The sequence below is a fragment of the Streptomyces sp. GL_141 genome (assembly GCF_057834385.1).
Genome location: NZ_CM174402.1, coordinates 313,456 through 326,141, shown reverse-complemented (window position 1 = coordinate 326,141; position 12,686 = coordinate 313,456). Strand labels below are relative to the sequence as shown.

Here is a 12,686-nt window from a genome sequence, read left to right as displayed (position 1 = left end):
TTGTCACCCCTGACATTTTCTGCCAAGGTACTTCGTGTCAGTCCTGACACTTTTTGGAGGCGTCGTGCACTCCCCCCTAGGCCGAACGAGCCGCCCCGGCCGTCTCGGCGGCTTCTGCGCCCGCCACCCCGTCTGGGTGATCGCGGCCTGGCTCCTGCTGCTGGCCGGCGCGATGGCCGGCAGCAGGCTCGCCGCCCCGGTCTACAGCGACCAGATCAGCCTCCCCAGCACGCAGTCCCGTACCGGCGCCGATCTGCTGGCCGCGTCCGCCCCCGGGGCCGGGGACCCCAACGGACGGGTGGTCTTCCACGTCGACTCCGGCTCCCTGGCCGGGCACCGCCGGGCCGTGGACGAGAGCGCGTCCGTCCTCGCGCGGATGCCCCACGTCACCGCCGCGTCCCCGGTCGTCACCAGCGCGGACGGCCGTACCGCCTACACCACGGTGTCCTTCGACCGGCAGGTCAAGACCCTCGGGCACGAGTACACCGGCACCCTCGACGAGGCCACCGCCGCGGCCCGCGCCTCGGGCGTGGACGTCGCGTACGGCGGGGACCTCAACCAGGTCGTCCGGCCGCCGGCCGACGACAAGGCCCGCGAGGCGGCGGGCGTCCTCGTGGCGCTGCTGATCCTCCTGCTCGCCTTCGGCAGCCTCGCCGCGGCCCTGCTGCCCCTGCTCACCGCGGTGGTCAGCGTCGGTGTGGGCCTCGGCATCGTCGGCATCGTGGCGGGCGTCGTCAGCTTCGCGACCGCCGCCCCCACCCTGGCCACCATGATCGGCCTCGGCGTGGGGATCGACTACGCCCTCTTCCTCACCACCCGCTTCCGCCAGGACCTCATCGACGGGCGCGATCCGGTCGACGCGGCCGCCCGTACCGCCGCCACCAGCGGGCGCGCCGTCGTCGTGGCCGCCGTCACCGTCGCGGTGGCGATGCTGAGCCTGTACACCTGCGGACTGACCTTCATCGGCCGCATGGGGCTGGCCGCCACCCTCGTCGTGGTCGTCACCGGAGCGGCCGCCCTGACCCTCGTACCGGCCGCCCTGGGCCTGGTCGGGCGCCGGATCGACCGGTTCGCACTGCGCCGCCCGGTCGCCGAGACCTCCGGCGACCACGACGGCTGGCACCGCTACGCCGCCCTGGTGGCACGCCACCCGTGGAAGTTCCTGACCGCGGGCACGCTGCTGCTCGCGCTGTGCGCCGTACCGCTGTTCTCGCTGCGCCTCGGCCACGTCGACGACGGCGCCGACCGGGCGGGCAGCACCACGCGCACGGCCTACGACTGGATCGCCGAGGGCGAGGGACCCGGCTTCGGCCCCGGGGCCAACGGCCCCTTCGTCCTGGTGGCCGACCTCCACGAGGCCACGGTCCCGGCCGACCGGATCGGCGCCGAACTCGACGCGGCGCTGCGGGACACCCCCGGGATAGCCGGGTTCACCCCGCTCGCGCCGAGCGCCGACGGCCGCCTGCTCGTCTCCACCGTCACCCCGGCCACCGGACCGCAGAGCGCCGGCACGGGGAGCCTGTTCACGACGCTGACCACCGTCACCCTGCCCGACGCGCTGAACGGCACCGGCGCGGAGGGCTATCTCACCGGCTCCACCGCCGGCCAGCTGGACTTCCGCGACACCGTCAAGGAACGGCTGCCGCTCATCATCGGCATCGTGCTGGCCGCCGCGCTCGTCCTGCTGACCTTCGTGTTCCGCAGCGTGGTGGTCCCGCTCAAGGCGGTCGCCCTGAACCTGTTCACCACCGCCGCGTCCTACGGGGTCCTCGTCGCGGTGTTCCAGTGGGGCTGGGGGAGCGGGCTGATCGGGGTGTCGGAGCCCGTCCCCATCGAGTCGTTCGTACCGATGATGATGTTCGCGATCGTCTTCGGCCTGTCCATGGACTACGAGATCTTCCTGCTCTCCGCCATTGCCGGGTCCTGGCACCGCACCGGGGACAACACCCTCGCCGTCGGTACGGGGCTGGCGGCCACCGGCCGGGTCATCTCCAGTGCGGCGCTCATCATGACCGCGGTCTTCCTGTCCTTCGCGGCTTCGCCCACGGTCGTGGTCAAGATGCTCTCGGTGGGCCTGGCGGTGAGCGTGATCCTGGACGCGACCGTGGTCCGGCTGGTGCTGGTCCCCTCGGCGATGTTCCTGATGGGCCGGGCCAACTGGTGGCTGCCTCCCTTTCTGGATCGGCTCCTGCCGCGGACGCACGACGGGGAACGGGCGCTGGCGCCGCCGGAACCGGGCGCGGACACGGCCGTCGCCGGATCCGCGGCCGTCGCCGGATCCGCAGCCGTACCCGTAGCCCCGGCCGTACCCGTAGCCTCAGCCGTACCCGTAGCCCCGGCCGCAGCCGTGGGTACGGGCGACGGTCGAGGTGAGGCATGATCGGGGGATGTCTGATCGCATCATCGCCGCCTGCGACGGGGCGGCCAAGGGAAATCCCGGGCCCGCCGCCTGGGCCTGGGTCATCGCCGACGTCCACGGACACCCCGAGCGCTGGGAGGCCGGGCCGCTGGGCCGGGCCACCAACAACGTGGGTGAACTCACCGCTCTGCAGCGGCTGCTGGAGGCCGTGGCCCCCGGTACGGCCGTGCAGGTGCGGATGGACTCCCAGTACGCCATGAAGGCCGTGACCCAGTGGCTCCCGGCCTGGAAGCGCAACGGCTGGAAGACGGCCGCGGGCAAGCCGGTGGCCAACCGGGAGCTCGTCGAGAGCATCGACGCGCTGCTGACCGACCGGGACGTGGAGTTCCGCTACGTCCCCGCGCACCGCGAGGACGGTGACCACCTGAACGCGATCGCCGACCAGGCGGCCAGCGACGCGGCCGTGAGCCAGGAGCCGGCCGGTACCGCGCTGGGCCACGCGTCCATGCCCGTACCGGCGCCGGCCCGCAGCACCCCGGCCCGCAGCACCCCGGCCCGCAGCACCTCCGCCCGCCGTCCCGCCGGAGCGGCGCCGGCCAAGAGCGCGACGGGCGCCAAGACAGCGACCGCCGGCCGGGCCGGGGTGACCATCAAGGCCAAGTTCCCCGGCACCTGCCCCTGCGGCAAGCAGTACGCGGCGGGGGAGAAGATCAGCAAGCTCGGTTCGCGCTGGGGTCACCCCGACTGCGGCGGAGCCGACGCCGCGTAGCCCGCGGACGGCTGCGGGACAGCTTTCGGCCACACTCCCTATGCAATGCTTTCGTTCGAAAGAAAACGTAAGTTTCGGCTTTCGCGCGCTACGCTGACCTCGACCAGGGACGCAGTCGAGGGGAGCTCCACCGTGCACGCAGAGGAACGACAGCAGGCGATCCTGCGACGGGTCCGCGAAGCGGGATCGATGCGCGTCACGGACTTCGCGGCGGAGCTCGGCGTGTCCGTGGTGACGGTGCGCAAGGACGTGGAAGTCCTCGCGGAGCGCGGCCTGTTGGCCCGGGTGCACGGCGGCGCGATGCTGCCCGAGGACTGGGCGGAGACCGCTCCCGCGACCGCCGCTCCGGCGGCGGCCCGCGGGACCTCGGCCGCTCCCGCCGGGGGATCCGGATCCGGGGCCGGTCCCGGATCCGGCCGGCCGCTGGTCCTCGGGCTGATCGTGCCGTCGTCCGCCTACTACTACCCCGAGGTGATCAAGGGGGCCCGGGAGGCGGCGGACGCCCTCGGGGTGCGGCTGACCCTCGCCGTGTCCACGTACGACGTGGACACCGAGAAGGCGCAGGCCGCACGGATGGTCGCGGACGGCGTCGACGGGCTGCTGCTCGCGCCCTCCGCCGGCGACGGCAGGCCGGGCGGCCAGTGGTACGAGGAGCTCGGCGTGCCCGTCGTCCTGATCGAGCGCCGCCCCGAACAGCAGGCTTCCGCCGCCGAGCACGTGGGCACGGACCACGGGTACGGAGCCAGGCTGGCGGTGCGCCACCTCCTGGACACGGGGCGCCGCAAGATCGCCCTCGTCATGCGTGGCGGAACGCCCACGGCGCCGTGGATCAAGGAGGGCTACGAGGCGGCGATGGGGGAGGCCGGCCCCGGCACGGCCGAGCACGCCTTCTTCCTCGATCTCGAGGAGTTCGGAGCGGGTGACGACGCCTACGAAGCGGTGATGAACGCCTTCGTGGAAGCGGTGCGGGAGGGGCGGGTGGATGCCGCCCTGGTCCATCCCGACCACGAGGCCATGGTGCTGATGCAGCGGCTGCGCGGCGCCTCGCTGTCCGTGCCGGGCGATGTCGCGCTGGTCTCGTACGACGACGAGGTGGCCTCACTGGCCGACCTGCCACTGAGCGCCGTGGCGCCCTCGAAGCACGAAGTCGGGGTTACGGGTGTGGAGTTGCTCGTACGGAGGCTGCGTGAGCCGGGCCGGCCGAGGCGGCGGATCGCCATCCTTCCGGAGCTGCGGGTGCGTGCTTCGAGCGAGACCTAACGGTGACTTCGCTTTTCTTTCTCAAAGTTTCCTTTTCTATTGACTCCCTTCTCCTCTGGCCGAATGATGTGCATCACCTCGCCGCATCGACGGCTCGCATCTGAGGAGCAGAGCAGTGAAGCTCACTTCCCGTACCTCCCGCGCCGCCCTCGCCACGCTCTCGCTGGCCTTCTTCGCCACTGCCTGCGGTGGGAGCGAGGGCGCCGCGCCGAAGGCCGAAGCCCCCAAAGAGCCGGTCAACCTGACCTATTGGGGCTGGACCGGCGGTGCCCAGCAGGTGGTGGACGCCTTCAACGCGTCCCACCCGAACATCAAGGTCACCTTCTCGGCCATCACCGGCGGACCGGACGGGTACGCCAAGATCAGCAACGCGATCAAGGCCGGGAACGCTCCCGACGTCGCGGGCATCGAGTACCCGACCCTCCCGGAGTTCGTCAGCCAGGGATACCTGGCGGACATCACCGCCCCGGCCGGCGCCGCCGTGAAGGCGAAGTTCCCCCAGGGCGTCCAGGACCGGGTGACCCTCGGCGGCAAGACCTGGGCCGTGCCGTACGACGCCACGCCCAACCTCCTCTACTACCGCAAGGACCTCTTCAAGAACGCGGGCGTCGAAGTCCCCAAGACCTGGGACGAGTACAAGGCGGCCGCCGAGAAGATCAAGGCCGCGGACAAGAACGTGCGCATAGGCGGCTGGGGCAACGACGACGCGCCCCTGCTGGCGGCGCTCTCCTGGCAGGCCGGCGCCAAGTGGTACGGCACCGAGGGCGACGGCTGGAAGGTCAACATCAACGACGCCTCCTCGCAGAAGGTGGCCTCGTACTGGCAGGGCCTGGTCAAGGACGACCTGGTGCTGAACCTGAAGATCAACGGCCCGGAGTTCGCGAAGGCCAAGGCCGACGGGGTCATGGCCAGCTTCATCGGCGCCTCGTGGAGCGCGGGCGGCACGATGACGGCCCTGGCCAAGGACTCGGGCAAGTGGGGCGTCGCCCCGCTGCCGCACTGGGGCACCCCGGCCACCGGCATGTTCGGCGGCACCAGCTACGCCGTCACCAAGGGCAGCAAGCACGTCAAGGAAGCGGCCGAGTTCGCCACGTGGGCGGCCACCAGCCCCGAAGGCGTCAAGGCCCGCCTCAGCAGCCTGAAGGCGCCGAGCAGCAGCCTGCCCGCCAGCCCCGAACTGCGTCCCATCGCCGCCGCGGCCTTCGACGACAAGGGCTTCTTCGGCGGCGACAAGGTCTACGAGATCGCCGGCGCGCAGGTCGACACCATCGTCCCGGGCTGGGTCTGGGGCCCGGTGCAGACCGCCACCAACACCGCCATCCAGGACGCCGGGCTCAAGGGCACCCTGACCGACGGACTCGCGGCCGGCCAGACGGCCGCCGAGGAGGCCATCAAGGGCCGGGGGCTCAACCTCGCGAAGTAGGCGCCGCGCGGGGCCCGAAGCCCACCCGGCCCCCGGGCCCCGCCTCCGCCTCCCGCTTTCCCTTCCTTTCCCCTTCGCTTCGTTTCCCTCCCCGAAGGCCTTCCCGTCCGTTCCTCCGCAGCGCACCACCAAGGAGATCCGGTGGCAGCACCCCTCACTCGTTCAGCGCGCGGCACCGCGCCCGTGGGCCGGCCAGGCCAGGGCAGGGCAGTGCTCGTCTTCCTCGGCCCGTTCTTCCTGCTCTTCGCCGCGGTCCTGATCCTGCCCGTCGTGTACGCGCTCTGGATGAGCTTCTTCACCGAGCAGTCCTCCGGTCTCGGGTTCGGCGGCACCGAACGGGTCTTCAGCGGGTTCGGGAACTACGCCAAGGCGCTCGGCGACCACGGCTTCGTCTCCTCCTTCCTGCACGTGGCCGCGTACTGCGCCGTCTACATCCCCGTGATGATCGGCGGGGCCCTCGCCCTGGCCCTGCTCGTCGACTCGGCCGCGGCCAAGGCCAAGCGCCTCGTCCAGTTCGCCGTCTTCATGCCGCACGCGGTCCCCGGGCTGATCGCGGCGATCATCTGGACCTATCTCTACACCCCAGGCCTGAGCCCGGTCCTGGACTGGATCGAAGCGGCGGGCGGCCACTGGGACTTCTTCGCCCCGGGCAGCGTCCTGCCCTCGCTGGTGAACGTCGCGGCCTGGCAGTGGGTCGGCTACAACATGATCATCTTCTTTGCCGCGCTGCAGGCCGTGCCCCGCGAGGTCATCGAAGCGGGCGTCATGGACGGAGCCGGTGAACTGCGCATCGCCCTGCGGATCAAACTGCCGATGATCCGCTCCGCCGTCTTCCTGACGCTCCTGTTCACCTGTGTCGGCGTGGTCCAGATCTTCGGCGAGCCGATGCTCCTCTCGAAGCGGGCCGGCTCGATGGGCTCGGACTGGTCCCCGATGATGTTCATCTACAAGGCGGCCTTCGAGCGGCACGACTACGGCCTCGCCTCCTCCGCCTCCCTCATCGTGGCCCTCGTCGCCGGCACCCTCTCCTACGTCGTCACCCGGATCGGAAAGCGAGGTGACTCGGCATGAGCACCCAGACGGCCTCCTCGGCCCCGCCCGAGGCCCCTCCCGGCAGCGAGCCGGCGCCCGCACCCGGAGCCCCGACCGCCCGAAGGGCGGACCGGAAGACGGCCGGCAGGCCGCGCCGGAGCGGCGCGATGGCCTCCAAGGCGGTGGTCAACGCCGTGCTCCTGGTCGCGGTCCTCTACACCCTGATGCCACTGACCTGGCTCCTGATCGCCGCCACCAAGAACCACGCCGACCTCTTCGGGACGGCCGGCTTCGGCTTCGGCGAGTTCCACCTCTTCGACAACCTCCGGGCCGTCTTCAGTTACGACGACGGCATCTTCGGCCGCTGGCTGCTCAACAGCCTCATCTACTCCGTCTTCGGATCACTGGCGTCCTCGCTGATCAGCGTCGCCGCCGGATACTGCTTCGACAAGTACGAGTTCCGCGGCAAGGGCGCGCTCTTCGGCCTCGTCCTGACCGGCACCCTCGTGCCCTCCGTCGTCATCACGCTCCCGCAGTACCTCCTCGCCTCCGAGGTCGGGATCGTCAACACCTACTGGTCGGTCCTGATCCCGGCGCTGGTGAACCCCTTCGGCGTGTACCTCGCCCGGGTCTTCTCCGAGGGCTACGTCCCCGGAGAGGTCCTCGAGGCCGCCCGCATCGACGGAGCGAGCGAGCTGCGCGTCTTCCGGTCGATCTCGCTGCCGATGCTCCTGCCCGGCTTCATGACCCTCTTCCTCTTCTCCTTCACCGCGAGCTGGAACAACTTCTTCGGCCCGCTGGTCATGCTCAACGACCAGCACCTGTACCCGGCGGTGCTCGGCATCTACAGCTGGAACCAAATCGTGCTCCAGTACCCGGAGTTCTACTCCCTCGCCATCACCGGCTCCCTGGTGGCCGTCATCCCGCTCGCCCTCGCCTTCATCGGCCTGCAGCGGTTCTGGCGCTCCGGTCTCTCGGCGGGAGCGGTCAAGTGACGCACCCCGACCCGGCCTGCGAGGCCGGCCCGGCCCGGGACTCCCACCCCGGCCCCGGCGCGCCGCGCAAGCCCCGCACCCTCCTCGTCATGAGCCCGGAAACGAAGGCGGCCCTGCTCGACGAGCCGGCCCTCGCCCGGCTCGGCGCCACCGCACTCCTCGACCCCGCCCTCCTGGTCACCGACTTCGCCGCCGCCGACCCCGCGCTGCTGCGCGAAGCCGAGGTCCTGCTCACCGGCTGGGGCTGCCCGCCCCTCACCGAGCAGGCCCTTGACCTCCTCCCGTCCCTGCGCGCGGTCGTGCACACCGCCGGAACCGTCAAGGGGCTGATGACGGAAGCGGCCTGGCGGCGCGGCCTGACCGTCACCAGCGCGGCCGAGGCCAACGCCCGGCCCGTCGCCGAGTTCACCGTCGCCGCGATCGTCTTCGCCAACAAGCGCGTCCTCACCACCGCCCGGGCCTACCGGGAGTCCCGCACCCAGCTCAACCCGCTCACCCTGTACCCCGGAATCGGCAACTACGGCAGGACCGTCGGCATCATCGGCGCCTCGCGCATCGGCCGCCGCGTCATCGAACTGCTGCGCTCCTACGACGCCCGCGTGCTGGTCCACGACCCGTACCTGGACGGGGACGAAGCGAGGGCCCTGGGGGTCGAACCCGTCGACCTGGACGAACTGATGGGCCACAGCGACGTGGTGACCGTGCACGCGCCGCAGACCCCCGAGACCCGCCACCTCATCGACGCCCGCCGCCTCGCCCTCATGCGCGACGGCGCGACCCTCGTCAACACCGCACGCGGAACGCTCGTCGACACCGAGGCGCTCACCGCGGAGCTGGTCTCCGGCCGGCTGCACGCCGTCCTCGACGTGACCCACCCCGACGTCCTGCCGGCCGGGTCGCCGCTCTACGACCTGCCGAACGTGCTGCTCACCCCGCACATCGCCGGATCCCTCGGCAACGAACTCGGACGGCTCGCGGCCTGCGCGGCCGAAGAACTGGAGCGGTACGCCCGAGGACTCCCCTTCGCCCACGCCGTCCACCCGGAGAGCCTGGCCCACTCGGCCTGAACGCCCCCGCCGCCGAACCCCGAAGGCCCACCCACCATGACGCTCGGTCCCTCAGCGCCCCCCGCCGGTCCCGCCGCAACCCCCCTCGTGCCCACGCCGGGACAACTCGCCTGGCAGGAGGCCGGATTCGGGATCTTCCTGCACTTCGGCATCAACACCTTCAACGGCGTCGAGTGGAGCGACGGGACCCTGGACCCGGCCACCTTCCGGCCCGCGCGGCTCGACGCGCGCCAGTGGGTGCGTACCGCCGCCGAGGCCGGAGCGAAGTACGTCGTGCTGACCGCCAAGCACCACGACGGCTTCTGCCTCTGGCCGACCGACACCACCGCCTACTCCGTGGCTTCCTCGCCCTGGAAGGACGGAGCGGGCGACGTGGTCGCCGAACTGGCCGAGGCCTGCGGGGAGGCGGGCCTCGGCCTCGGGCTCTATCTCTCGCCCTGGGACCGCAACGCGGACTGCTACGAGGAGCCCGCCGACTACGACTCCTTCTACCTCCGCCAGCTCACCGAACTCTGCACCCGCTACGGCCCGTTGTGCGAGCTGTGGTTCGACGGAGCGGGCTCCGAGGGGCGCACGTACGACTGGGACGCGGTCATGGCCGTGATCGACCGGCACCAGCCGGACGCCATGGTCTTCAACATGGGCCGCCCCACCATCCGCTGGGTCGGGAACGAGGAGGGGCTCGCCGCCGACCCCTGTCACTACGTCACGCACTCCACGGGCATCAGCGTCTACGACGACCGGCACACCGCGCTCGATTCGGCCGCCTACCTGCCGCCCGAATGCGATGTCCCCCTCCGGGGCGACTGGTTCTGGCAGCCTGGGAACCTCGACACCCTCAAGAGCTGTGAGGAGCTCCTGGAGATCTGGTACTCCTCCGTCGGGCTGGGCGCCGGCCTGCTCCTGGGCGTCCCACCCGACCGGCGCGGACTGATCGACGAGGCCGACCGGACCAGACTCCTCGCGTTCACCGCGGAGTTGGAGCGACGCCTCGGCGATCCCGTCTGCGCCGCCCTCGCGGCCGAGGGAGCCGATCTCCTCGCGGACTTCGGCCGGCCCGTCCGCATGGACCACGTGGAGCTGCGCGAGGACCTCACCCGGGGGCAGCGCGTGGACGGCCACGAGGTCTGGGCGGACGGCCGGCTGATCGCCTCCGGCCACACGGTGGGGGTCCGGCGCGTCCACCGGCTGGAGCCCCTCACCGTGCGGGAACTGCGGATCCGGCTGACCGGACCCGGGGCCCGGCTGGCCTCGGTGACGGCAGCCGGAGCGCCGCCCGGGGTCACCGGAGCGCCGCCCGAGGTCACCGGACCCCCGCCCGTGGTCAGTTGATCTGCCAGCGCTGGTAGACCGAACCGCTGTTGGACTGCTGGCTCGCCAGGGCCCCGTCCGCGCCGGACGCGGTGGTCAGGAGCAGTCCGCTCTTCTTGTTGGCCACCGCGTAGTCGCCGGACCCGAGCGGGGTGACCAGCCAGCGCTGGCTGTCGCCACTGCCGCAGGTGGCCTGGATCACGGCCGCACCCGCGGCGGTGGAGCCGCCCGCCACGTCCGCGCAGAGCCCCGACGAGCCGTTGGCCATGGTGTAGCCGCCGTCGGCGGTGAGCGTCAGCCGCCACTGCTGGTTGGGGCCGCCGTGCGGGGTCCAGGTGATCAGCCGGGTGCCGGACGTGGTGGAACTCGCCGGGTCGTCGAGCGCCTTCCCGGCCGCGGTGAGGGTCCGGCTTCCGCTCAACTGGCCGCCGTACACCTCGAACTCGTACAGCGAGTAGCCGTAGGTGGTGCCGCGCTGGGTACCGTACACCCGGATGTAGCGGCCGGAACCGGACAGGCCGGTCAGGTCCTGGACCCCGCCGGCGCCCGTGGTCGTGGAGTACAGGCTGCGCCAGGTGCTCTGGTCGTCGGAGACCTGGATCTGGAAGCCCTTCCCGTACGCGGCCTCCCAGCGCAGCACCACCCGGTTGACGGCCTGGGAGGACCCGAGGTCCACCTGCAGCCACTGCGGGTCGGCGTACGCGCTCGACCACCGGGTCCCCGGATCGCCGTCCGTCGCCAGTGCGGCCGGGAAGTTGACCGTCTCGGTGCTGGAGGCGGTGGTGGGGCGGTTGCGGGCGAGATTGCCCGGCTGGGCGATGCCCGGCCAGGAGGGATGGTGTCCGATCGCGGCCACGATCGGCGTGAACGCCGCGTAGGTGGCCACCGGCTTCGGCGAACCCCAGGTCTGCTGGGCGAGTCCGCGCAGCGGGTACATGATGCCGGCGGCGATCTGCGTCTCCGTCTCGGCGTTCGGGCTGTCGCACCACACGTGGATCAGCGAACCGCGGTTCTTCGAGGGGTCGGCGATGGTGTTGCCGCCCTCGAACCGGTCCGGGGTCCAGGTCTCGTACATCCACTTGGTGTCCGGCTTCGCGCCGCCGAGCACGTAATAGGTCGGCGTCCATGACTCGTTGGCGACCGTGTGCCCGGCGTTGACCAGCTGCTGCGGGGTGAGCCCGTAGCTGTACCAGTACTCGACGAGGATGCGGGCGTCGGGGGTGATGGTCCCGTCCCCGGCCTTGATGCCGTCGTTCCACATCCGGGTGGTCTTGCCGGCCGCGCGGACCAGGGAGTCGGACCAGTTCACGAACCCGTAGTAGGTGTCCTTGGCCGTGGCGTTCGCGCCGTAGTGGGCACGGGCGTAATTGAGCAGCTGCGGATACCTGGTGTAGTCGGTGACGTACTCGTCGGCGCCGATGTGCCAGTACGGGGCCGGGAACAGCGGCAGGTACTCCTCGACCAGGTCCTTGATCAGGGTGTACGAACCGGGCAGGGACAGGTCGATGAATTCGGAACTGGCCGTGCCCGAAGCGTCCTTGAGCTTGAGCTCCGGGTGGGCGGCCAGGATCTGGTTCATGTGCCCCGGGGTGTCGATCTCGGGCACGATCGTGACGTGGTACTTCTGCCCCAGTGCGATCAGGTCCGCGATGTCCTGCTTGGAGTAGTGGTCGGCGGAAACGATCTCCGGGTGCGTCGAACTCTCCAGGCGGAAGCCGAAGGTGTCCGACAGGTGGAAGTGGAAGTAGTTGAGCTTGAGGTAGGCCAGCTCCTTGATGTGCTGCTTGACCCAGTCGACCGTGAAGAACTTCCGCCCCTGGTCGATCATGAGCCCGCGCTCGGCCTTGGTGGGCCAGTCCACCGCCGTTCCGGCCGGTACGGAGGCCGACTGGTGCAGCAACTGCAGTACGGTGCGGGTGCCGTTGAAGGCTCCGGCGTCGGTACCGGCCTGGATGGCGAGGGACTGGCCGACGGTCATCCGGTACCCCTCGGCGGGCAGCGAGCCGTCGCCCAGGCTCAGGGCGATGTCGCCGGGGGAGGCGCTCCCGGTGACGACGGCCACCGGACGCCCGGCCAGTGCTGTCAAGTCCTCGGCGAACGTGGCCGCTTCGTCGGAGAGCTGCGCGGTGTGGGCGGGATCGACGACGATCCGGCTGGTGCTCGTGAAGCCGTACGCCCCGCTGCCGGCCGTCCACTGCCGCAGGGCCGGCACGGTCTGCGGCGGTGCGGCGGCGACGGCCGCCCCGGCCCGCAGCGGCTCGGCTCCGGCGGCGGACGGCAGGGACAGCGCGGCCAATGCCAGGGCGGAGGCGGTCAGGAATCTGAGCAGACGCATGGCGAGTCCCCAGGTGTTCACGGCGGCATCTCCCTCCGGCCGTGACTGCCGGAGGGAGTGGCCACAGTGCAACGCAGTGACAGGTCTATGTCAAGAGATGCTCGAAGTGGCGGCCGAATGCGCATCATCGAGCAT

The 12,686-nt window shown here is 71.1% G+C and carries 9 protein-coding genes; 8 read left to right on the top strand and 1 reads right to left on the bottom strand.

From position 1 onward, the window contains the following. Positions 1 to 64: 64 nt before the first annotated feature. From AC3IX6_RS01395 to AC3IX6_RS01360, 8 genes are all read left to right on the top strand, one after another. Positions 65 to 2,380 carry an MMPL family transporter gene (locus AC3IX6_RS01395; RefSeq protein ID WP_489368323.1) on the top strand — a complete coding sequence of 772 codons (2,316 nt, stop codon included), beginning with the start codon at positions 65 to 67 and terminating at the stop codon, positions 2,378 to 2,380. Positions 2,381 to 2,387: 7 nt separating this feature from the next. Beyond that, the gene (locus AC3IX6_RS01390; protein WP_489368322.1) at positions 2,388 to 3,128 is read left to right on the top strand and encodes a ribonuclease H family protein; all 741 of its coding nucleotides are present in this window, start codon (positions 2,388 to 2,390) and stop codon (positions 3,126 to 3,128) included. Positions 3,129 to 3,260: 132 nt separating this feature from the next. Continuing rightward, positions 3,261 to 4,388 (top strand): substrate-binding domain-containing protein, encoded by a 1,128-nt coding sequence (locus AC3IX6_RS01385; protein ID WP_489368321.1) that lies wholly within the window; start codon positions 3,261 to 3,263, stop codon positions 4,386 to 4,388. Positions 4,389 to 4,503: 115 nt separating this feature from the next. Continuing rightward, positions 4,504 to 5,811 (top strand): ABC transporter substrate-binding protein, encoded by a 1,308-nt coding sequence (locus AC3IX6_RS01380; protein ID WP_489368320.1) that lies wholly within the window; start codon positions 4,504 to 4,506, stop codon positions 5,809 to 5,811. A gap of 141 nt (positions 5,812 to 5,952) precedes the next feature. Beyond that, a complete protein-coding gene (locus AC3IX6_RS01375; protein ID WP_489368319.1) occupies positions 5,953 to 6,882 on the top strand; it encodes a carbohydrate ABC transporter permease in 930 nt (309 codons plus the stop codon). Beyond that, a complete protein-coding gene (locus AC3IX6_RS01370) occupies positions 6,879 to 7,838 on the top strand; it encodes a carbohydrate ABC transporter permease (RefSeq protein WP_489368318.1) in 960 nt (319 codons plus the stop codon). Before AC3IX6_RS01375 ends, AC3IX6_RS01370 begins: the two co-directional genes overlap by 4 nt. Positions 7,839 to 7,927: 89 nt before the next feature. After that, entirely contained in the window at positions 7,928 to 8,905 is a 978-nt protein-coding gene (locus AC3IX6_RS01365; RefSeq protein ID WP_489371706.1) for a hydroxyacid dehydrogenase, read from the top strand. Positions 8,906 to 8,992: 87 nt separating this feature from the next. Then, positions 8,993 to 10,237 carry an alpha-L-fucosidase gene (locus AC3IX6_RS01360; RefSeq protein WP_489368317.1) on the top strand — a complete coding sequence of 415 codons (1,245 nt, stop codon included), beginning with the start codon at positions 8,993 to 8,995 and terminating at the stop codon, positions 10,235 to 10,237. On the opposite strand, the gene AC3IX6_RS01355 is transcribed toward AC3IX6_RS01360, so the two are convergent. After that, positions 10,230 to 12,572 carry a family 20 glycosylhydrolase gene (locus AC3IX6_RS01355; protein WP_489368316.1) on the bottom strand — a complete coding sequence of 781 codons (2,343 nt, stop codon included), beginning with the start codon at positions 12,570 to 12,572 and terminating at the stop codon, positions 10,230 to 10,232. The genes AC3IX6_RS01360 and AC3IX6_RS01355 overlap by 8 nt on opposite strands. Positions 12,573 to 12,686: the final 114 nt, after the last annotated feature.

What these genes read in the sequence shown, in the direction of transcription:
- AC3IX6_RS01365 (WP_489371706.1), top strand. Translation starts at nt 7,928, where the DNA reads ATGAGCCCGGAAACGAAGGCGGCCCTGCTCGACGAGCCGGCCCTCGCC.
- AC3IX6_RS01390 (WP_489368322.1), top strand. Translation starts at nt 2,388, where the DNA reads ATGTCTGATCGCATCATCGCCGCCTGCGACGGGGCGGCCAAGGGAAAT.
- AC3IX6_RS01370 (WP_489368318.1), top strand. Translation starts at nt 6,879, where the DNA reads ATGAGCACCCAGACGGCCTCCTCGGCCCCGCCCGAGGCCCCTCCCGGC.